The sequence below is a fragment of the Paenibacillus sp. B-A-8 genome (genome assembly GCF_048572915.1).
In the GTDB taxonomy this organism is placed as follows: domain Bacteria; phylum Bacillota; class Bacilli; order Paenibacillales; family Paenibacillaceae; genus Paenibacillus_AQ.
Genome location: NZ_CP183882.1, coordinates 6,483,523 through 6,505,694 on the forward strand (window position 1 = coordinate 6,483,523; position 22,172 = coordinate 6,505,694).

The following is a 22,172-nucleotide window of genomic DNA, read 5'->3' on the forward strand; positions in this document are numbered from 1 at the left end:
GCCTGAGCTTCGGCAGTGCCAAAGCTCACTTAATAAGATTTGTTTACGCGCGATCTATATTAGCTAGTAGCAAAGCCTCTTTTAAATTTATCAATTGCAGCTTTAAGAGCGGCTTCGTTATCGGCTGTCAAATCCTTGGTATCTCTGATGGATTGAGCAACTTCAGCAGCACTGCTATCCATGTAAGCAAGGAATTCCTTTTCAAAACGTTTTACGTCCTTAACAGGAATATCATCCAAATACCCTTTTACAGCTGTGTACAAGCTAAGCACTTGATGCTCAACAGACAACGGCTGATTTACACCTTGTTTCAGAACTTCCATCATACGCGCTCCGCGATTCAGACGAGCAAGCGTGGATTTATCAAGATCTGAGCCAAACTGTGAGAATGCTTGAAGTTCACGATATTGAGCAAGATCCAAACGAAGCGAGCCTGCTACCTTTTTCATCGCTTTAATCTGAGCGGAACCCCCTACACGGGAAACGGAGATACCGACATTGATTGCCGGACGTTGTCCAGAGTAGAACAGATCAGACTCAAGGAAGATTTGACCATCTGTAATCGAGATTACGTTCGTAGGAATGTAAGCCGATACGTCAGATGCTTGTGTTTCGATGAACGGAAGCGCGGTTAATGAACCACCACCAAGCTCATCACTAAGCTTAGCCGCACGCTCCAAAAGACGGGAGTGCAAGTAGAACACGTCACCAGGGAATGCTTCACGACCCGGTGGACGACGAAGCAGCAAGGACAATTCGCGATAAGCCGAAGCTTGTTTTGAAAGGTCATCATAGATGATCAGTACGTGTTCGCCCTTGTACATGAAGTATTCGCCCATTGCGCAACCTGCGTATGGAGCAATATACAACAGTGGGGATGGCTCGGAAGCCGAAGCAGTTACAACGATTGTATATTCCAACGCGCCATGACGGCGAAGAGTTTCTACAACCTGTGCTACTGTAGATTGTTTTTGTCCAATGGCAACATAAATACATTTCATGCCGTTGCCTTTTTGGTTGATAATGGCATCGATTGCGATTGCAGTCTTACCAGTTTGACGGTCACCAATGATAAGTTCGCGTTGTCCACGACCAATTGGTACCATCGCATCAATCGCTTTAAGGCCAGTTTGCATTGGCTCATGAACCGATTTACGGTCAATAACACCAGGAGCGTTATTCTCAACCGGACGGAACTCCGTCGTTTGAATTGGGCCTTTACCGTCAAGCGGCATACCGAGTGCATTAACTACACGACCCAAAAGGGCCTCTCCCACTGGAACTTGCATGATTTGTCCAGTACGTTTTACTTGATCGCCTTCACGAATTTCCTTGTACTCACCCAGAATAACAACACCGACGTTGCTTTCTTCCAGATTGAGCGCCATGCCCACTACTCCGTTGGAGAACTCTAGCAACTCGCCTGCCATTGCGTTTTCCAGACCGTAGACACGAGCGATACCGTCTCCGACTTGAATGACGGTGCCCACTTCGGCAACTTCGATATCGGCTTTATATTGCTCAATTTGACTTTTGATCAAAGTGCTGATCTCTTCAGGTCTGATGCCCAATATCCTCACCCCTATCTTCTATGCTTATCATTAAAGGATTTCTCGAGACGTTCCAATTTACTAGACAGACTGCCGTCATACAGCGTATCGCCGATATAAACTTTCAGTCCTCCCAGCAGGCTTGGATCTACCACATTCGTAACCCGGATTTTACGGTTTACGAGCTGGCCAAATTCTGCAGCTACAGCCGCTTGTTCTTCTTCACTTAAAGAATAAACGGAGTATACCTTAGCATCACCAATGCCAAGAGCGTCTCCTTCAATCTTGATATACGTATCCAGCAGTTCGGCAAAAATATCGGTTCTGCCCCGCTCTACTAACAGTTCTACAATGTTCATCACGATAGGTGAGAGCTTATCTTGAAGTGCTGTGCGCAGCACTTTCAGCTTGTCGGACTCCGAGATACGTGGTGCAAGAATAAACCGCTGTACCTCTAGGTCTGAATGTAATACTTCGACCACTGCCTTGAGCTGTTCTTCTACTTCAAGGGTAATCCCCTTCTCTACCGCTGCACTGTACAATGCTTTAGCGTAGCGCTTGGCAACTACCGTATCGCGGCTCATGATCGGCCTCCTACCTCATTGAGGTATTGGTTCACAAGCTGCTCCTGCTCACTGCTAGCACTAACTTCTTTCTTAAGAAGTTTAGAAGCAATACGAACAGATGCCGTTCCAATTTCGCTGCGCAACTCTTCCACTGCTTTATTCTTCTCGTTCTCGATATCGCGCACGGCCTCTTCTTTGACGCGTGCAGCTTCAACTTTAGCTTGCGCCAAAGCTTGTTCTACCTGTTGATTACTAGTAATTTGCGATTGTTGAATAATCTGTTGAGCTTCCTGGCGTGCACTGTTCAGCGCTTGCTTCTGCTCTTCCACATACGCGACCGCTTGCTCTCTAGTCTTCGCAGCTTCATCCATTTGCTGCATTACCAGCTCACGGCGCTTCTCCATCACTGCGAACAATTTGCTGAACGCATACTTACTGAGCAAGAAATATAGAATCCCAAAGGCTACAATTGAAAATACGATGTTTGTCCAAACAATTTCCACTGAGGTCACTCCCTTCCGTTACCGCGTCATGCGGACGTATACAAAAGTAAGGCGCGGATGGCACTGGCCGTCCCCGCCAAACCGTAAATACGGTTTATTAAGAAAACATGATCAGGAATGCGATAACTGTTGCTGCCAACGGAATAACTTCGACGATACCTACACCGATAAACATTGTTGTTTGTAGGGCATTACGAGCTTCTGGCTGACGAGCGATGGACTCAACTGTTCTACTAACGATCATACCGTTACCAAGACCTGCGCCAAGTGCACCCAATCCAACCGCTATTGCTGCTGCTAAAAATTCCATTTGTAAATATCCTCCTTTAATTTCGGTTCATATTGTGTTTAATGATATAAGATATCTCCCGCGAAAGAAAATCAGACGATAGCCGTTCTCTTCGCAGCAGTTCATTAATGTGCTTCTTCTTCGTGAATCGTCATCTGTGCGATATAAACCATCGTCAGAATCGTAAAGATAAACGCCTGTAGTGCCCCGACGAAAATACTGAAGCCTTGCCATACAGCCAGGAACGGAATACTGAGAATCCCCAGTTTCAAAATGACTGTAATCAGTACTTCTCCGGCAAAAATGTTAGCAAATAGACGAATAGCCAAAGCTACTGGTTTTGCCAAGTTCTCGATAATGTTCAGTGGCAAAAAGATTGGAAACGGCTCAATATAGTGTTTGAAATAATGCTTTCCATTGAGCTTAATGCCCAGGAAGTTCATCAGTATAAACACAATAATTGCCAATCCTGCAGTGATATTAATGTCAGCAGTCGGCGACTTGTACCATAAGATCTCAACATGATCACCATGCGCCAAGTTCTTGGTTGCTTCAATCACATGGCCAAACACGGTTACAGGTCCATGTGCTTCAGTTACAACTGAGAAAGGCAATCCAAGAAGGTTGGAAACAAAGATAAACAGAATCAACGTTAGCCCCAAAGATATGTAAGGTTTTCCTTTCTTCAGGTCCATGGCACTGCTAATGACACCCTCTACAAATTCAACAACCCATTCCATAAAATTCTGAAGCTTAGATGGATTCTCAACCGAAAGCTTACGAACCGACAGCATCACCAGTACAAATACTACTGTACAACTGATCAGAAGCATCAATACGGCTGATATATCTATCGGTATTCCCCCGACAAAGATTTTCGGCATCTCATGCATAGTATCATCCCCCTTTCTCTTTAATCTGGTTAAAGTTTGTTCTTCACACTCAGATATATCCCCGCAGGAATGGCGAGAAGCTGAGGAATGAATACGCCCGAAACAGTTGCTACCAGGGAGAAATGCTCAATCTTGACCGCGAACATAGTGACCAAAATTGCAAAGCTAATCCGTGTAACAAAACCGAGGCTGAAGGCATTCCCTTCGTTGCTCGCAATCGACTGCGTTACCCGTCGAACCTTGACGGCCAGATAACGAAAGTTTACCAATCCCGCCACCAGACCCAGAGTCATGCCCAGCGTAGTCTCCCTGGTCTCATGATGAAGCGCCCAGCCCATTAAGAGTCCTGCCATAAGGACGAGCGTAACTCTAGTGACGGTATTGATCATGGGAGTCATATTATCCATTCTGCTCCCCCAAAAATTTTTTAATTAACAGGACGACGTTCATAATCCCCAGAATCATTCCGGTTATTGTGCCAATGGCGAGCCAATATTTCGGACCCTCCATCAGGTCTTTCAGCCACCTTGCCGCAAAAAAACCAATAACAATGTAAGCGGCGAGTATAGTGCCTGCACTTCCAATGATAAGCGCGGTCTGTAACAAGCTGTCCCTGCTATTTTGTTCTTTCATTGGCTACAATCCCAACTAATTTTACTGAATTTCTGGAGACTTTGTCAATTCATTGAACATTGCCTAAAAACCCTTGAAAACATGAAAATAATCACAGCAAAATGTTCCAAAACCATATAAACCGTACAGTTTGACTGTATGGTGTTTTTAATCAGCTCAGATATTACTTTAAATGAAATTATTTATTTTTTGTGAACATTCTGTGAAACTCTTCAGGACGTTCCTTATTTACACCGAAATGGTGCAAAATCGCATTGACAATTCGTTGGGAGGCTTTGCCATCTCCGTACGGGTTGGCGGCCCGACTCATCGACTGATAGAGCTCATTATCAGTCAAAAGAGCATGTGTCCGTTCATACACCTTCTCCTCGTCCGTGCCCACAAGCTCCAGCGTTCCAGCATCTATCCCTTCAGGACGCTCCGTCGTATCACGAAGCACAAGGACGGGAACTCCATATGAAGGAGCTTCCTCTTGCAAACCGCCGGAATCGGTTAAAATCAAGTGGGTATGCGGATAAAAATTATGCAAATCCACGACATCCAGCGGATCAATCAGCTTAATTCTTGGATGTCCACCCAGAATTTCATGTGCAGGTTCCTTAACAGCAGGACTCGGATGCACAGGATAAACAATGGCAACATCTTCGAATTCATCAGCGATTCTTTTAACAGCTCGGAAGATATTACGATGCGGTTCACCTTGCGATTCTCTGCGGTGAGCAGTCATCAAAATAAGTCTTTTTCCTGAAGCAAAATCCAAAACAGGATGCCGATAATCCGGCTGTACGGTATATTGAAACACATCGGTTACGGTGTTGCCTGTGATATAAATACTTGATTCTTTTTTGTTCTCGTGTTTCAAATTGCTAGCTGACCAATCGGTCGGAGCAAAATGCAGATCGGCCAATACACCTGTTAGTTGACGGTTCATTTCCTCAGGATAAGGAGATAGTTTGTTCCATGTCCGAAGTCCTGCTTCTACGTGCCCAACCTGAATTTGCTGCAGGAAGGAGGCATAGCTCGCAAGGAACGTTGTTAATGTGTCCCCATGCACCAGTACGATATCAGGCTTAACCTCTTTCAGTACAGGCTCCAAACCTTCAAGCACACGAATAGTAATCTCATTCAGCGTCTGACGGTCTTTCATCACATCCAGGTCGTAATCAGGAGTGATCTTAAACACTTCCAACACTTGATCAAGGAGTTCTCTATGCTGTGCTGTTACACAAACAATTGATTCGATATGTTCAGGATGCTTCTCTAGTTCAAGAACTAGAGGAGCCATCTTGATCGCCTCGGGGCGCACTCCGAAAACAGTCATCACTTTAATTTTGGACATAACCCCTACCCTCTCATCAAAAAATTCAAATATTTCATATCCCTAATCACGAATTGCTATTTACTTAGTTCCGTACAAACGGTCTCCCGCATCGCCAAGTCCCGGAACGATATATCCATGTTCATTCAAATGATCATCAAGCGCAGCTACGTAAATATCTACATCTGGATGAGCTTCTTGAACTGCAGCAACACCTTCTGGAGCCGCAATCAAGTTCATCATTTTAATTTGTGTACAGCCACGCTTCTTCAACGAGGTAATAGCAGCAATCGCAGATCCCCCTGTAGCCAGCATTGGATCGATTACGATTAGCTCGCGTTCCTGTACGTCTGTAGGAAGCTTAATGTAATACTCAACCGGTTGAAGTGTGTCCGGATCACGGAACAAGCCAACATGTCCTACTTTAGCAGCAGGGAGAAGCTTCAGAACGCCCTCAAGCATCCCTAGGCCCGCACGAAGAATAGGAATAAGCCCAAGCATTCTTCCCGAAATCACTTTACTTTCCGTTTCAGTGACCGGTGTCTGTACCGTAATGGTCTCTAGAGGAATATCACGTGTAATCTCATAAGCCATCAATGTGGCAACTTCATCAACATGCTCTCTAAAATCCTTTGTGTTTGTTCTTACATCGCGAATAAATGTTAGTTTGTGTTGAATTAAAGGATGATCGCAAATCACCAATTTTCCCATTTTAATGTCCCTCCGGTAATTGTAAGTCTTGTCTATAACCTCAGAAAGCGCTTTTGCTTCTCAGTGGCTAAATCCTGTCTATTATAGCATTCCCTTCGCTTCATTTCACCTAGAAAGGCACTTGTATCCATATTGAACACATTCCTATTGTATATCCTTGACCTGAAAGGTAATGATTGGTTGAAACATTCAACCTTTCACTTATAAAACCTAGATTATGTTGTGCAAGTTTTACTTTTTCATACTATTCACATTTTTTTCACTATTGTTTATGAAAGTTCCATGAACTTTCATAAACAATTTCATCGGTTTCCCATCCATTCCCTATGTAATATTGTGAACAATAAACAACAAAAAACCTCCACCAAATCCTAAAATCAGGACTTGATGGAGGTGAACTCATTAATGAATACAAATAAGAACTAGTATTTCAATTCCGGATAAAGTGGGTACTGATCTGTCAAATCAGCAACTTGACGAGCTGCCTCTGCCAATTTCGCTTCGTCCTTAGGATTCTTAAGAACATTAGCAATAATACGGCCAATAACTACCATTGCTTGCTCGTCCATACCACGGGAAGTGACTGCAGGTGTACCAATACGAATACCACTAGTTACAAAAGGACTCGTAGGATCAAATGGAATTGCGTTTTTATTCACGGTGATTCCGATGGAATCTAGTACTTTTTCCGCATCTTTTCCGGTAATGTTCAGGTTACGGGTATCAAGTAACATCAAGTGGTTATCCGTACCACCGGATACAATGTTAACCCCTTCGCTAATCAGCGTCTCCGCAAGAACATTTGCATTCTTCACTACATTCTCAGCATAAGTCTTAAAGGAAGGCTGCAAAGCTTCACCAAACGCAACTGCTTTTGACGCAATGACATGCATCAGCGGTCCGCCTTGGGAACCAGGGAATACAGCTTTATCGATCGCAGCAGCCCATGGCTGTCTGCACATAATCATACCTCCGCGAGGACCGCGTAAAGTCTTGTGTGTAGTAGTTGTAACAAAATGAGCATGAGGTACCGGGCTTGGATGAAGGCCAGCAGCAACAAGACCTGCGATATGGGCCATGTCTACCATAAACAGAGCGCCGACATCATTGGCAATAGCACCAAGTTTTTCGAAATCAATAATCCGTGGATACGCACTTGCACCAGCAACAATCAATTTAGGACGGTGCTTAAAGGCTGCTTTGCGTACTTCATCATAATCAATCAGGAAAGTATCTTCTTGCACACCATAGGCAACAAAGTTATACAGCAATCCGGAAGCATTTACTGGACTACCGTGCGTTAAATGTCCGCCATGCGCCAAGTTCATACCAAGAACAGTGTCACCCGGGTTTAGCGCCGCCAAATAAACAGCCATGTTCGCTTGTGCTCCGGAGTGCGGTTGTACGTTAACATGCTCCGCACCGAACAATTCTTTTGCACGATCACGAGCTAAATTCTCAACGATATCTACATCTTCACAGCCGCCATAATAACGTTTGCCTGGATAGCCCTCTGCATATTTATTCGTAAGCACCGAGCCCATAGCTTCCATTACGGCTTCGCTAACGATATTCTCTGAGGCAATAAGCTCAATGTTGGCACGTTGACGTTTCAGTTCCAGTTCCATCGCTTCCAGTACTGCCGGGTCACTCTTACGTAATTGTTCCATGTTCCTATTTCCTCCCTAGTGTGTGTAGATATGTTGTATTTAAGTAGAAACGATTTGCCCGCCATAATAAGGCTTTAGGTCTGCGTTTCTGCAAAAAATATAAAACTAAATTATTAATCACAACTCTGTAAACCACTCTGCTCTGGAGCTCGATAAACAGCACGCTCGCCGCCAATAAGCGGGGGTCTGGTCCAGGCTGCATTCACCCTAGCTGCTCCAATGTAGCGTAAGGTCGGTCGAAATGGAACCGCTACCCGGCGTAAATGCATCCCTATAAGCGTCTCACCAATGTCTAAACCCGCGTGCGCTTCTATTGTTTCCGCCAAAACAGGATCTTTCATAGAGCGATAGGCAGCAGCCGCCATCGAACCTCCAGCCCCCGGTATGGGTACAGCTGAAACTTCTTTTAACCCAAGCGACTCTAACAAAGAGCGTTCCATTACAAGCGCACGATTCAGATGCTCGCAGCACTGATAAACGGGATGAAATCCTTTTTCCGCTGCGACCAAACGGACCCCTTCGAGCAATTGCTGTGCGACTTCAAGCGCACCACCAGTTCCAATTCGGACACCAGCGACCTCACTTGTGCTAACTCCAACGACAACAACTTTACCTGATCCAAGGTTACCAGCTTCCGCCAACTCCTTTAACACAGTGACGGTGGCTTCAGTTAAAGATAGATCCACAACTTCGTCCATCACTCAACCTCCTCAAGCTTCAAACAAGCTTTATTTAAACAAAAAAGAGCAGTCCGCAGGTAGCTGCGGATTTGCTCTTTTGCCCAGGCGACCGGCCGTTTATTCCGATGCTCCATCGTGGTTTGATCCACATTTGTCGCCAGTTACATCGGAACCGATTAGTTGTATTTTCATCTTAAAGCAAAGCAGACCGAAAATCAACCATTTACATATGGCGTAAAGATTCCAGTTTATCTAGCAAACTAAACAGCGCAGTGCGAATTTCAGCAGCAGTAAGCTCATAATCCTCACGCGTACCCCCAAAAGGATCGGAAATATCAAAGCTCGGAATCCGTTGGCGGATTTCAATCATTCGCTGCAGATCCGTTGCGTTGGGTTCACCGCCTAGAGCAATACTCAACTCAGCATCTGCATATAGGCTGTCCAATTCCTTAATATCCTCAGTTACAGCTTCTTCGTTATGCACATATTCCTTCAATGTATATGTTTTAGTTACGGCATCCGGAAAATACTGTAGCAAATGCTGCTTATGTCCACTGGTCAGGGTCAGCACAAGATCGGCCCAAGCAACGGATTGCCCTGTTAATTGCGACGACTCCAAATGATCATGAATGCCTTCTTCCTGCAAAATAGCTGCAGCATGTCTCGATATAGAAGTGCCGGAAATGGCGGATACACCTGCAGACCGCACTTCCAGGTCGATTCCACGTTCCTTCGCGAGCTTTCGTAAAAGCCCCTCAGCCATAGGACTACGGCATGTATTACCGGTGCAGACGAATAAAATATGCAGCATGCTTTTGCACCCCCATGAAAATAAAATATTGTAATGCCGTTATTGTATCAAAAGATGAATAGCAAGCCAAACCCCAATAAAATAGCCCCGCCCAGCGCTTCCCCATAATCCCCAAGCCCACGACTGACATGCCGCCCAAGAAGTAAGCCTACAATCGACATCAGACCTCCACAGACACCGAAAGCTAGTATGGTCAGAAGGACACCATTTACAAACATTCCTAAGGATACCCCAACAGAAAAAGAGTCCACACTCACACTGAGTGAAAGAAGCAGCATTCCCCATAAGGTTCGGTGATTCATAGCTCGCGTACCTACCACTTCCGGACGAAAGGAGTTATACACCATATGTCCACCTAACAGCACAAGAAGTCCTCCGGCGGCATAAGTCGTTACTTGACCTAGCAACTGCCCGACATAACTTCCCGTTAATAAACCCAGAAGAGGCATCAGCATATGAAAAAAAGCAATGAGCACACTCATTTGCAGAACATGCAACAGACGAATCCCCTTCATCCCGATACCTACACCGAGCGAAAAAGCATCCATTCCTAATGCAATCGCCATTATGGCAATGGTAACCGTCTGCCCCCAACCGGCATATACATCTCCTATGCCCATGCTTAACCCCCCAAGTCCGAAATATCTTGTACAACAACGATATGCGGACAAGGAGGTAATCATGACTTCATAGGAGATTTCAGCTTAGAATAAGCGGTGCTACGCTGGGTAGACTAGGCGCCGTAACTATCCGGCGTCAATCACGGAACCACCGGCGGCTTTCATAAGCCGGTTCATAATGGCAGCGCCGAGGCCCGTATACGGACAAGCCTCGGCCAAGATGTAAGTCGCTCCCGCTTCATCAAAGCGCCGCAGCGCGGCATATAGGGAGCGTGCACCTTCCTCCGGCGAGGATAACGAGCCGAGGGAGAGAACAAAGGCGGCAGGATCGGCGGGATAGAGAGGCTTATGCTCCTCGAAGAGGAGCAAGCCCGTTATTTCGCCGCTCAGTTGCGCCGCCCGAAGTAGACTCGCGGCTTCTTCCGCAACACGTTGCGGGGAAGATCCGCGTACTACACCGAGCCAGCCGCGCGGCGCGTAGTGCGTGTACTTCATGCCCGGCGCGCGCGGCGCCGAGCTGTCGGCAGCTTCTGCACCGGAATGTTCCTTCGGTGCAGTGCCCTCTGGAACTTCCACCGCTTCGGAAGTTCCAAATTCCTTAACCGCAGCTGGCTCAGCAGCAATTGCTTCTGCCCCTACTACAGCAGCCAACTGCTCTGAAGTAATTCCGCCGGGGCGCAGCACGGCAACCCTTCCATCCGGCTGCACCTGCACTACGGTTGACTCCAGTCCAACTCCCGCGGCGCCGCCATCAAGAACACCATCGATATATCCGGACAAATCTTCCATCACATGCGAAGCTAAGGTCGGACTCGGACGACCCGAACGGTTAGCGCTTGGTGCCGCAACAGGACAGCCCGCTGCACTGATCAGCGCCAAAGCTACCGGATGGTCAGGCATACGTACACCCACCGTGTCCAAGCCTGCCGTCACACAAGGCGACAAAACACCCGCACGAACAGGAAGCACAACTGTCAGCGGTCCAGGCCAATATGCATCCATCAACGCTGCAGCCGTAGGATGCACTTCTGTAACCAACTCTTCCAAAGCACCTGAATCGGCAATGTGCACGATTAAGGGATTGTCAGACGGTCGCCCTTTTGCCGCAAAAACAGCCTCAACCGCTGCTGTATTCCGTGCATCTGCTCCGAGTCCGTAGACCGTTTCGGTTGGAAAAGCAACCGTTCCTCCTTCGCGAAGCATGGCTGCCGCCTTCACTATAGCTAGCTTATTCTGTTCGCTTGGCTGAAGCACATCTGAATCCGGAGCTGTATGTTCCAACAAATCCAGCTCCCAATAAACAGTCTCATCCCTATTTTCACTCCTCCGCTGAACAGCGAATAAAGGATCGTTTGGTTCATTCATTCTCATCACAGGCTTTCTACAGGATATATATTGAACACTAGCTTTTCTAGCAAACTTAGAATAAATACTCAGAATATCCATTCCTTCTAATCTTACCAAAAAGCGGCCCCAATGAAGGAGCCGCAGTCGATCTACTTATGAAATAGTAACATATCTAGGTTCAAAACTATAGACCATTTCCGCCAAAACCAAAGAGCTAGCTTCAGCAATTACGACCATAATCCCGAAATCCAGTTCCAAAGATTTTGCAGCAGCTCCCAAACGAAGAACCGCACCTCTGGCTCTGCAGAATCCGCTGCCGCTGCATCCTTTGCCGAAGAATCTGCTTGTACAGCTGTTCCTACTGCTGGTTGCACCTTAACTCCGCTATCTGTCCCAGCAGCCGAGACAGTCTTCGCCCCTTTGTTAGCAGCAGGTGCTGCCGCATCTCCGGAGCCTGCATCGATAAAGCACAGCGGTGGAAACAGTACACACCACCAGTTCTGACCCTTCCCCTCACCTAACGTAACCCGTACAGCCTCGTACTCTCCAGCCGGATAAACTGTGCCGCCGTATAATTTAGTCGGAAAAGGAACCACTCCGAGCTCCACTTTATAGGAGTATTGAATACCACGTTTCTCCAGCTCCGAGCCAACCAGTGCATTAAGCTCTGGCAGATGGGTTCTAATTAAAGCGCGTGCCTGTTCTAAACTCTGCGGATCCTCCAGTGCAGTAACCCACTGGTTCATTTGCTCCACGATGGTATCACGAATTTGCCGTTTCACAAGCTGATCTTGTGTTCCGTCCGAATTCGCCAAAATACGCAGCCGGATAGAATCCTGTGGAATGGTTACTTCGGCTACTGCCGCATCGGTTTTTTGACCCTCCCAGGCCATGATAACAATCATAAAAAAACAAATTAAAATGGCAGTATACTTAAAAGTTACACGTAAGGAATCTCTTTTATCCATATATTTATCGTTCATTTGTTGCAGCCCCTCTCCTCTTAACACTCATGCTAGTAGTATGTCCAGAGATGAGAGACTGCAAACCTATGAATCTATTAAATCTATAACTTTAATGCAAGCGCCTTAGGCAGCTGCAAATCTTCCTCAACATCCCGCCCATAAAGATGCACACTCATTACAACCCCCATACAGGCCATATTGATTAAAAGTGACGTGCCTCCATAGCTGATAAATGGAAGTGTAATTCCCGTAAGCGGCATTAGACCGATAAAAGCTCCAATATTTTCTAAGATTTGATATAGCAGCATGGCCGTAATTCCAATAATCAAAAATGGGCCGCTGCGCTCCCTACTCTCTAGGGCAATCAATATCATCCGATGAAGAAGAATAAAGAATAGTAACAGCAGCAGCGCTGAACCCACGAACCCAAACTCCTCCGCAATCTGTACGAATATAGCATCCGAATAGGTATAAGGAACACGGTTACTCTGCACAGAGCTTCCTTGCATGTACCCCTCGCCGCTCATCCCTCCGGAGGCAATAGCCACTTTAGCATTTTTCGTGTGATAGCTTGCATCATCTGACGCCAAATCAGGTACGAGCCATGGATCAAAACGATCTACTAAATGCTTCCTGCCAAGGGTCTCCTCAAAAAAATGAACCGCTTCATCATGATAGTGTATATAGCTCAGAATTCCTGCAAGACCCAATCCGCCAACTATAATTAGCCCGATGAGCGCATGTGAAATTTTGATATTCCCGATCCACAGAAGTCCGATCAATATAACGATGTAGCTTAGCGCATTCCCCAGATCATTCTGTACAATCACTATAACAAAAGGGAGCAATGTAAGAAGCGCCAGCGGGACGACTCCCTTCCAGAAGGTTAGCATAGCCCCTTGTTTACGGACCAGAATGGACGCGAGTAAAAGAATCAATATCAACTTAAAAAGCTCCGCAGGTTGAAAGCTAAGACCGCCTATCTCCAGCCCCAGTTGTGCACCGTTCTTCACCTTACCAAAAAAACTTACTGACACCAGCAGACCTATACCCAAAATATAAATATAAAGAGCATATTTCACAAATATCCTGTAATCCACAAAAGTAAGCACAAAGAAAGCTACAAACCCTACAATATAGTATTTCAGCATTTGTAAATGGAAGCCATCTAGTTTCTGAACTAATCTACCATTAGTCACGCTATATATGGAAAAAATACTAATGACCATCAGCATAACTAGAACAATAAGGATCACACTATCGATTTTCTTGAGCTTTTCAAGCATACGTAAACCCCTTACTCTATTAAGGTTCCAACCGTCCTCACCCGAGGAAGGTCGCTCCTTTCTATTGTAGAGCATTTGAGGTTACAATTCCAAATTTATGTAATACACCCGAATTAAGAGATTCATCTTTCGGATCTGTGGAAGGACATTCTCATTTATAAAAAAAACCGTCAGATCCTATCCATAAGAGATAAGGTTCTGACGGTTTTTTGATTACGTGTTTATACCTGTTTGGCAGCTGCATAAGGAGTAGGCTTAGGCAAATCTTCCTCTACATCCTGACCATGCAGACGTACACTCATTACCAGTCCAATGCTGGCCATGTTGATAAGCAGGGATGTACCCCCAAAGCTAATGAACGGCAACGTGATACCTGTCAACGGCATCAAGCCAATAAACGCGCCGATATTCTCAAAAATCTGATACAGCATCATCGCGACAATGCCGACGATCAGAAACGGACCCGCTCGATCTCTTGATTCCAGCGCAATCAGAATCATTCGGTGTATCAGGATAAAATATAGTAGCAGCACAAATGCAGAACCTACGAATCCAAATTCCTCGGCAATCTGCACAAAGATGGAGTCCGAATACGTATAAGGCACTCGATCCGTCTGAACAGAACTGCCGTTCATATAGCCCTCGCCACTCATCCCACCTGAGGCAATCGCCAGTTTGGCGTTTTTAGTATGATAAAGAGCTTTCGCTGTTGCTTTGTCCGGAACAAGCCAGGGGTCGAAACGTTCGATCCAGTGTGAGCGGCCAATATCTGTGAGGAACGTTTTAATTTCATCATGATAATGGATGTAACTCATAATTCCGGCAATCGCAGAACTCGCTACAATTACTAGCCCGATTAAGGCATGAGTGTACTTAATGTTACCAATCCATAACAGACCTGCAAGAATCACAATGTAAGACAAGGCATTCCCAAGGTCATTCTGTGTAAGGACAATAAGGAACGGAAATAAGGTCAATAGACCCAGCGGCACAACATCCCGCCAAAATAAGAGCTTACTCTTATTCTTTCGGACGAGCATAGCTGCCAGGAATAGAATTAATATCAGCTTAAATAGCTCGGCAGGTTGAAGACTCAGTCCACCAGGGAGGGACAACCAGCCTTGGGCATTATTCTTGGTCTCTCCCAAAAAGCTTACGAGGACCAGAATACCTATCCCAAACAAATAAATATATAACGCGTATTTCACTAAAATTCTGTAATCTAAAAAGGTCATTCCAATAAAAGCAATAAAGCCAATTGCATAATACATCATCATACGGATATGATGTCCGTCCAGCTTTTCTCTTCCATGTGTCACACTATATATGGCGAAGATGCTGACAGTCATGAGCAATAACAGAACGACTACGATAGCACCATCAATCTTCTTAATCTTCTGAAGCACGTTCTGCCTCCCTACTCTAAATCTGGGCTTTCTTTTATAGTTCTCTAAGAAGTCCGGTTAAATTCTATTGTAAAGGAAGTCGGATTAAAAATACAATTTCACTACCCGAGCACCAGAACTCCCCTGCATAGCATGCAGAATTATCGTGCTATACCAAGCACATGACGCGGAATTCCAGCCAGATCATTAATGGTGATGATCTCTTTCCAATGGCCGGCCGCGACAAGCAGTTCGGCCACTTGCTCGGCTTGTCCGAAGCCGAGTTCAAAGCCAATCAGGCGCGGCGGTGCCGGGAGCAGCGCCAGCTGCTCCATCATCCGGCGGTACGGGTCCAGCCCGTCCGCCCCGCCATCCAGCGCAGTGCGCGGCTCATGGTCGCGCACCTCACGCTGCAACCCGGCGATATCCTCGCCGGGAATGTACGGCGGGTTGGAGACGAGAATATCCGTCTCCATCCCCGCGAACGGCTCGAGCAGATCGCCGAGCCGAAAGTCCACGGCTGTGCCGGAGCGCATCGCATTGCGCTTCGCCACAGCTAGGGCCGCCGGCGAAATATCGCCGGCGCAGACCCGCCACGCCGGCGCTTCCGCCGCCAGCGTGACGGAGATCGCTCCGCTGCCGGCGCCGATGTCGACGGCGGTCAGCGGACGTAGAGCGCGTCCACTTTCCGCGTCGCCCGCACGATCTTGCGCTGCCGTTAACGAAGCAGCGCCTTCTTCTTGCGTCGCTTCACCCAGCGCAACCATACCATCCGGCCACAGCTCCGCGCCGTACCGCAAAATCGCCTCGACCAGTAACTCCGTCTCTGGCCGCGGGATCAGAACATCAGGCGTCACTTCAAAGGGACGCCCGTAAAACTCTTGCTCGCCGATAATATACTGCACCGGCTCCCCCATACTCCGGCGGGTAACTCCCGTCTCCCACGCTTCTTTAACCGCAGCTGGAAAAGGATCCGAAAGCACCATGTAATACGCTGCTCCGGACAAACCAAGCACATGCTCAAGTAGCAATTGCGCACTGCGCTGCGGTTCATTACAACCGCTCTGGCTCAAAAAAGAAGAAGCCTCCGCAAAGGCTTCCCGGATGCTTTTCACTTCCGACATGACAAATACGCCATCGTTCAAAGCATTATTATCCATTGTCCATACTATCCATCAAATCAGCTTGTTCAGCAATTGAAAGAGCCGAAATAATTTCAGTGATTTCTCCGTTCATAACCTGCTCCAAACGGTGCAGTGTCAAGCCAATGCGATGATCTGTAACCCGGCTCTGCGGGAAGTTATACGTCCGGATACGCTCACTTCGATCACCCGTACCTACTTTGCTCTTCCGTTCACCAGCATACTTCGCTTCTTCTTCCTGCCGTTTCATATCAGAGATACGGGCACGAAGCACTTGTAGCGCTTTTTCCTTATTGGAGTTCTGTGACTTACCATCCTGACAAGTAGCAACAATGCCCGTAGGTACATGAGTTACACGTACTGCAGACTTGGTCGTATTTACAGACTGTCCGCCTGCACCACTTGAACAGAAGGTATCCACACGAATGTCTTTATCATGGATTTCAATTTCAAATGCTTCAGCTTCCGGCATCACCGATACTGTAGAAGTAGAGGTATGAATACGTCCACCGGATTCAGTTGCTGGGATACGCTGTACGCGATGCGCACCACTTTCGTATTTCAGCTTGCTGTATGCACCACGGCCGTTAATAAGGAAGATGACCTCTTTAAATCCACCAAGGTCACTCGCGTTGACATCCATTAGCTCCACACGCCAGCCTTGTGAATCTGCAAACCGGGTGTACATCCGGTAAAGGTCGGAAGCGAATAATGCCGCTTCATCTCCACCCGCTGCACCACGAATTTCGACGATTACGTTCTTATCATCATTCGGGTCTTTAGGCAGCAGCAATACACGGATTTGCTCTTCCAGCTCTACCTGACGTTTGGAAAGGTCGTCAATTTCCATCTTGACCATTTCCTTCATCTCATCATCAAGCTTTTCGCCTTGCATTTGTTTAGCGGCTTCAAGCTCTTCCATTACGTTCTTATATTCAGTATACGCCTCAAAAGCAGGCTGTAGGTCTGATTGTTCTTTGGAATAATCCCTCAGTTTCTTACTGTCGTTTGCAACATCCGGATCACAAAGCAGTTCACTGAGCTTCTCATAGCGGTCCGCCAGGGATTGCAATCGGTCCAACAAGGGAATTCACCTCTCCTAGTTCAATTTCAAATTCGCAAATAAAGCGATTAAAACATATGTCATAAAAATAGATATACGACTTTATATTATACCAAAGATATTGTGAAATGGCTACAGTTCTGTATGCGTAAATGCCATAATAAATGACTTATATTTTAAAAAAAGGACCATCTCAGCAGTAGATACCCCTACCGACTGAGATGACCCTCATATCCTTAGTACGCTTCAGTCCTCTTAAACGTTGAAACGGAAATGCATAACGTCGCCGTCTTGCACCAAATATTCTTTACCTTCAAGACGCAATTGACCACGTTCTTTCGCACCATTCATAGAGCCTGCTGCCACAAGATCTGCGTAAGCCACTACCTCAGCACGGATAAATCCACGTTCAAAATCTGTGTGAATTACACCAGCAGCGCCGGGCGCTTTAGTTCCCTTACGAATGGTCCATGCACGAACTTCCTGAACGCCTGCTGTGAAATACGTATACAAGCCTAGCAGCTTGTAAGCCGCTTTGATCAAACGGTTCAAACCAGATTCTTCTAGCCCAAGTTCTTCTAGGAACATCGCTTTATCTTCGCCCTCAAGCTCGGCAATTTCAGCTTCTACTTTAGCACTGATCGGAACAACTTCAGCACCTTCAGTTGCTGCAAATTCACGCACTTGCTGCACATAAGGATTATCCTCTGCACTTGCTACTTCTTCTTCACTTACATTCGCTGCATACAGCACTGGCTTCAATGTTAACAAATGAAGATCACGGATAATAAGCTTCTCGTCATCGGACAATTCTATACTACGTGCAGGTTTATCTTCGTAGAGCACTTCTTTGACGCGTTCAAGCAGTTCAACTTCTTGGGCGTATTTCTTGTCGCCGCCTTTGATGTTCTTACGGGAACGCTCAATCCGCTTCTCAATGCTCTCAATGTCAGCAAGGATCAGCTCCAAATTAATGGTCTGAATGTCGCTGATCGGATTTACTTTTCCATCCACGTGGGTAACGTTCTCATCTTCAAAACAACGAACGACATGAACGATAGCGTCTACTTCGCGGATATGAGCTAGGAACTTGTTGCCTAGTCCTTCACCTTTACTCGCACCGCGCACAAGACCAGCGATATCAACAAATTCAAAAGCAGTAGGTACAGTCTTGTTAGGTTGTACCAGCTCAGTCAGTTTATCAAGACGTTCGTCCGGAACTTCAACGACACCAACGTTAGGGTCAATCGTGCAAAAAGGGTAGTTTGCGGATTCTGCTCCCGCTTGCGTTATTGCATTAAACAATGTGGATTTTCCTACGTTAGGAAGACCGACGATTCCCGCTTTCAAAGCCATTTATATGACAACTCCTATTTTCAGCTAAATTGATCATCCGAATAAGTAATACGATCTAAACCATTATATATTAGAACATATTCTCCAGCAACACCGGATGTCTTGCAGATGTGTCAATCCAGCCTTATCCAAGCGCACCCATTCATTGGGAAGCCGCAAGTTCCAATACCTTTTTAATCGCCGGCTGATCCAATAGAGGTTTAGAGGTATCGGGATCAACCTCTACATCAGGGACCGTCTTCACTTCCTCGTTGCAGCTTCCATCAGAGTTAAGGCCCATCTGGAGGGAAAACCTAAATACATAACCACTATTCGGCAATGCAGCTACTAGCGGATCTGTCCCCAGACCGTCACCCCCTGTTTTTCCGCCTACAACCATAGCAAATCCGGTACCTTTGGCGAATGCGGCGAATCCTTCCGCGGACGAATATACAGAGCTATCTACCAGCAAATAGATTTCCCCCTTGAATCCCACAGATTGATAAGGGGTTACAATATCAACATTTTTGTTATAGTTCCTAAACATTGTTGTCGCTTCTGGCGGTATATTTGGCATCTGTTCGTCTTTAATATTGGCAATAGGTAGTAACCCTTCTGTCAGCCGGCGTGCCTGCATAAAGGCCTCGGAATAATCGCCTCCTCTATAAAGAGAATATGTATTATAAGTAATAGGTTTATTAATCAGTAGAGGAACCATATTATTGCGCCAGTAACTACTGTTTCCTCCGCCATTTCCGCGGATATCTAGAATTAGTGTCTTATAATCTTTAACTTCTATCAAAAAATCACGTATCTCAGAACTATCCATCTCCATGAGATTGCCAGCAAAGCTTCGCGTACCTAGATACGCTATTTGATCTGGCTCTATAATGACTTTCTTAACATTTCCGGAAGTCATTCCTGTCTTACTTCCCGCCTCACCACTATTCACATTGTTATTGCTTTCTTTAGGGCTTTGCTGTTGTTCCGTTAAAGGCTTCTGGTTGTAACGGACCAATACGTTAGACTGCTGAAACACGTTAACCCAAGGCTCTGAACCTAATCCTGCTCGAATATAACTTTCTAGAAACCATGGATATTCTTCCTTAGATAAAAAATTCGTATGCCCATTATTTAACCCGCTAAGTACGAATCTCATTCGTCTAAAAAACTCATCATCTGTCTTCACTGCTGCAACTTTATTGCGGTACTCCTCTTTGTTCGCAAGCCAATCCTCGCCGTATAGACGCTTATTTACCTCTAGGAATGGGTAGTTCTCCTCAATAATCTTCCACATATAATCAAAATCCTCTAATCTTTGTTCCACTGTCAATGGAGACACCGCTGCTTCTGGCAGTTCTTCCACTACCTTTGAAGAGACTACCGGCGCAACCGGACTTGCCTGAACTTGCTCCGACTCCAATTGCTTTTTCCCTGGCAAATCCCCACGGTTGCAACTAACCAGTAACAGTATTGCAGCTACAGAAAAAGCCGCTGGTAATACAAACCTTGGTCTCACCTTAATCCCCCTTCTAACACTCTTCTATAATCCATTTTCAGGAATTTATTTAATAATCATATTTTTCTATTAATCCTAATTCAAATATATTTATCACAATTATTTACATCAAATTTTAGGGCAACAAAAAAAGACCTCCTTCGAGGTCTCCATGAATAACATTATAGATCTTTAGACATCGTAATGTCGGTTACGGTATATCCCATTTTTTTGTACAGCTCAAATGCACGATTGTTCTGACCGAAGACATGTAACCCGATTTTGGTGACGTTCATCTCACGGGCTTCCTCATCAAGTGCGATCATAGCCTGCTTGCCATAACCTTTGCTCTGATACGGTTCAAAAATGTAGAAATCATAAATGAAAGCCTCTCGACCACCGCGGCCTTCGCTTACATTAAACCAAATATATCCAACCTGAGTATCACTACTTATCTCTACTATAGAATATAGATAAGCACCATCTGTGTTCAACCCTTTGGGCAGAGACTGTGAAATGGCTTCCTCAGATAGCTTCATCGCGATTTCAGGATCCCAAGCACCGGCTTTAATCTTATCTTCCGCATAGTCACGAGTAGCTTGACCTAAGAAAAATTGAAAAGCGGATTCATCCATATGGACCAGTTTAATCATTATCTTTTTCACTTCCTCACTTCTATATTTATTACATCCTTCTATTTACGTATTAAACGGGAAGTCCCACGTAAAGTTGCTAAATCGGGAGCACCGATGCCGAACATCGCTATCTTAAGTTCCAGCTCCACTTGAGCTAGTGCAGCTTCGAGCGCCTCTTCAGAATCTACTGCCGGTCCTAACAGATTACGTCCAAAGCCTGCTAAATCAGCACCGAGGGCTAATGCCTTCGCCGCATCCACTCCATGCTTCAAGCCGCCGCTGCCAATCAAAGCCCCCTTCGGGGAGACAGCACGTACCTCTGCAATGCAATCTGCGGTTGGAGTACCCCAGTCCGCGAAGGCTTCAGCCGCTGCGCGCCGTATAGGATCTACACTGCGGAACTTCTCCACTTGACTCCAGGATGTTCCGCCTGCACCCGCCACATCAACAAAGGCTACCCCTGCATTATAAAGACGCCCTGCTGTATCACCGTCAATACCCCAGCCGACTTCTTTTACACCTACAGGAACCTCAAGTGCACGACATACTTTTTCTATCTGAGATAACAAGGACGCAAAACCAGTATTCCCTTCCGGTTGGAAGACCTCTTGAAGACCATTAAGATGCAAAACAAGAAAATCCGCACCGGCAATATCCACAGCTCGGCGACATTCCTCCACTCCGAAGCCATAAGATAACTGTACAGCGCCAATATTAGCAATAACTGGAATATCAGGCGCTTTGTCCCGTACATAAAAGGTTTCGGTTAGCTCAGAGCGCTCCACCGCTGCTCGCACAGAACCAACACCCAGCGCCCACCCGCGACGCTGCGCTGCCTCTGCCAGCCGAGCATTAATAGCTCCAGTTGCTTTACTGCCACCTGTCATCGAGCTGATCAACAGCGGTGTTCGCAGCTCACGTTCCAGGAACGTAGTCTGCAATGATATATCATCGAAATTCAGCTCTGGAAGAGCATTATGCCGAAATCGGAAATGTTCAAACCCCGTAGTCACACCGACGCCACCGACTTCTTCATTTAGACAAAGACGTACATGTTCTATTTTGCGTTCACCTGTCCTTGATGCAGGCATTAAAGACTTGTCTGAACCTTCTACAGTCGGTAGGTCATTGCCATGATCCGCGCCAGACTGCCTATTCGCATCATATGGTACGGCCTCTTCTGGCGTATGATTCATGCTCCGTTCCTCCTAATCCTAAACTGCATTTATTATAACATATCCCTTCAGTTGAATTTACAATATGAGGTTAGCG

General features: G+C 46.1%; 23 protein-coding genes and 1 riboswitch. All 23 genes read right to left on the reverse strand.

Going from position 1 to position 22,172, the window contains the following annotated elements; translation table 11 throughout:
* Positions 1 to 59: 59 nt before the first annotated feature.
* Positions 60 to 1,571, reverse strand: a complete 1,512-nt coding sequence (gene atpA / locus ACN6MV_RS29305; protein WP_042131369.1) for a F0F1 ATP synthase subunit alpha — start codon at positions 1,569 to 1,571, stop codon at positions 60 to 62.
* A gap of 11 nt (positions 1,572 to 1,582) precedes the next feature.
* Positions 1,583 to 2,134: a F0F1 ATP synthase subunit delta gene (locus ACN6MV_RS29310; protein ID WP_042131370.1), complete on the reverse strand. Its 552-nt coding sequence runs from the start codon at positions 2,132 to 2,134 to the stop codon at positions 1,583 to 1,585.
* Complete coding sequence (gene atpF, locus ACN6MV_RS29315; protein ID WP_042131371.1) at positions 2,131 to 2,619, reverse strand: F0F1 ATP synthase subunit B; 489 nt, start codon at positions 2,617 to 2,619, stop codon at positions 2,131 to 2,133. Before atpF ends, ACN6MV_RS29310 begins: the two co-directional genes overlap by 4 nt.
* 97 nt (positions 2,620 to 2,716) lie before the next feature.
* Positions 2,717 to 2,929 (reverse strand): F0F1 ATP synthase subunit C, encoded by a 213-nt coding sequence (gene atpE / locus ACN6MV_RS29320; protein WP_039877624.1) that lies wholly within the window; start codon positions 2,927 to 2,929, stop codon positions 2,717 to 2,719.
* 104 nt (positions 2,930 to 3,033) lie between these two features.
* Positions 3,034 to 3,801 carry a F0F1 ATP synthase subunit A gene (gene atpB / locus ACN6MV_RS29325; protein ID WP_042131372.1) on the reverse strand — a complete coding sequence of 256 codons (768 nt, stop codon included), beginning with the start codon at positions 3,799 to 3,801 and terminating at the stop codon, positions 3,034 to 3,036.
* 29 nt (positions 3,802 to 3,830) lie between these two features.
* Entirely contained in the window at positions 3,831 to 4,208 is a 378-nt protein-coding gene (locus ACN6MV_RS29330; RefSeq protein ID WP_042131373.1) for an ATP synthase subunit I, read from the reverse strand.
* Positions 4,201 to 4,434 carry an AtpZ/AtpI family protein gene (locus ACN6MV_RS29335; RefSeq protein ID WP_076119036.1) on the reverse strand — a complete coding sequence of 78 codons (234 nt, stop codon included), beginning with the start codon at positions 4,432 to 4,434 and terminating at the stop codon, positions 4,201 to 4,203. The genes ACN6MV_RS29330 and ACN6MV_RS29335 overlap by 8 nt, the downstream gene beginning before the upstream one ends.
* A 178-nt stretch (positions 4,435 to 4,612) precedes the next feature.
* Entirely contained in the window at positions 4,613 to 5,773 is a 1,161-nt protein-coding gene (wecB, locus tag ACN6MV_RS29340) for a non-hydrolyzing UDP-N-acetylglucosamine 2-epimerase (protein ID WP_076119034.1), read from the reverse strand.
* 60 nt (positions 5,774 to 5,833) lie between these two features.
* The gene (upp, locus tag ACN6MV_RS29345) at positions 5,834 to 6,463 is read right to left on the reverse strand and encodes a uracil phosphoribosyltransferase (protein ID WP_042131376.1); all 630 of its coding nucleotides are present in this window, start codon (positions 6,461 to 6,463) and stop codon (positions 5,834 to 5,836) included.
* A 422-nt stretch (positions 6,464 to 6,885) separates the two neighbouring features.
* On the reverse strand, positions 6,886 to 8,133 hold the full coding sequence (gene glyA / locus ACN6MV_RS29350; RefSeq protein ID WP_042131377.1) for a serine hydroxymethyltransferase: 1,248 nt from the start codon (positions 8,131 to 8,133) through the stop codon (positions 6,886 to 6,888).
* A 113-nt stretch (positions 8,134 to 8,246) separates the two neighbouring features.
* Positions 8,247 to 8,831 (reverse strand): TIGR01440 family protein, encoded by a 585-nt coding sequence (locus ACN6MV_RS29355; protein ID WP_042131378.1) that lies wholly within the window; start codon positions 8,829 to 8,831, stop codon positions 8,247 to 8,249.
* 74 nt (positions 8,832 to 8,905) lie between these two features.
* Positions 8,906 to 8,988, reverse strand: a riboswitch (ZMP/ZTP riboswitch).
* Between the two features lie 48 nt (positions 8,989 to 9,036).
* The gene (locus ACN6MV_RS29360; protein ID WP_042131379.1) at positions 9,037 to 9,624 is read right to left on the reverse strand and encodes a low molecular weight protein arginine phosphatase; all 588 of its coding nucleotides are present in this window, start codon (positions 9,622 to 9,624) and stop codon (positions 9,037 to 9,039) included.
* A 47-nt stretch (positions 9,625 to 9,671) separates the two neighbouring features.
* On the reverse strand, positions 9,672 to 10,244 hold the full coding sequence (locus ACN6MV_RS29365) for a manganese efflux pump MntP family protein (protein ID WP_042131380.1): 573 nt from the start codon (positions 10,242 to 10,244) through the stop codon (positions 9,672 to 9,674).
* 126 nt (positions 10,245 to 10,370) lie between these two features.
* Positions 10,371 to 11,609, reverse strand: a complete 1,239-nt coding sequence (locus ACN6MV_RS29370; protein WP_419886833.1) for an L-threonylcarbamoyladenylate synthase — start codon at positions 11,607 to 11,609, stop codon at positions 10,371 to 10,373.
* 209 nt (positions 11,610 to 11,818) lie between these two features.
* Entirely contained in the window at positions 11,819 to 12,574 is a 756-nt protein-coding gene (spoIIR, locus tag ACN6MV_RS29375; RefSeq protein WP_249923517.1) for a stage II sporulation protein R, read from the reverse strand.
* 83 nt (positions 12,575 to 12,657) lie between these two features.
* Entirely contained in the window at positions 12,658 to 13,842 is a 1,185-nt protein-coding gene (locus ACN6MV_RS29380; RefSeq protein ID WP_419885369.1) for an FtsW/RodA/SpoVE family cell cycle protein, read from the reverse strand.
* Between the two features lie 221 nt (positions 13,843 to 14,063).
* Positions 14,064 to 15,248: an FtsW/RodA/SpoVE family cell cycle protein gene (locus ACN6MV_RS29385; protein WP_042131382.1), complete on the reverse strand. Its 1,185-nt coding sequence runs from the start codon at positions 15,246 to 15,248 to the stop codon at positions 14,064 to 14,066.
* A 140-nt stretch (positions 15,249 to 15,388) separates the two neighbouring features.
* The gene (gene prmC, locus ACN6MV_RS29390) at positions 15,389 to 16,387 is read right to left on the reverse strand and encodes a peptide chain release factor N(5)-glutamine methyltransferase (RefSeq protein ID WP_419885370.1); all 999 of its coding nucleotides are present in this window, start codon (positions 16,385 to 16,387) and stop codon (positions 15,389 to 15,391) included.
* Positions 16,380 to 17,453: a peptide chain release factor 1 gene (gene prfA, locus ACN6MV_RS29395; RefSeq protein ID WP_042131385.1), complete on the reverse strand. Its 1,074-nt coding sequence runs from the start codon at positions 17,451 to 17,453 to the stop codon at positions 16,380 to 16,382. Before prfA ends, prmC begins: the two co-directional genes overlap by 8 nt.
* A 234-nt stretch (positions 17,454 to 17,687) precedes the next feature.
* A complete protein-coding gene (gene ychF, locus ACN6MV_RS29400) occupies positions 17,688 to 18,788 on the reverse strand; it encodes a redox-regulated ATPase YchF (protein WP_042131387.1) in 1,101 nt (366 codons plus the stop codon).
* A gap of 142 nt (positions 18,789 to 18,930) precedes the next feature.
* Positions 18,931 to 20,286 carry a S41 family peptidase gene (locus tag ACN6MV_RS29405; RefSeq protein ID WP_052414763.1) on the reverse strand — a complete coding sequence of 452 codons (1,356 nt, stop codon included), beginning with the start codon at positions 20,284 to 20,286 and terminating at the stop codon, positions 18,931 to 18,933.
* A gap of 161 nt (positions 20,287 to 20,447) precedes the next feature.
* Entirely contained in the window at positions 20,448 to 20,918 is a 471-nt protein-coding gene (locus ACN6MV_RS29410; RefSeq protein WP_076119026.1) for a GNAT family N-acetyltransferase, read from the reverse strand.
* A gap of 41 nt (positions 20,919 to 20,959) precedes the next feature.
* Entirely contained in the window at positions 20,960 to 21,991 is a 1,032-nt protein-coding gene (gene fni / locus ACN6MV_RS29415; protein WP_419886834.1) for a type 2 isopentenyl-diphosphate Delta-isomerase, read from the reverse strand.
* Positions 21,992 to 22,172 lie beyond the last annotated feature (181 nt).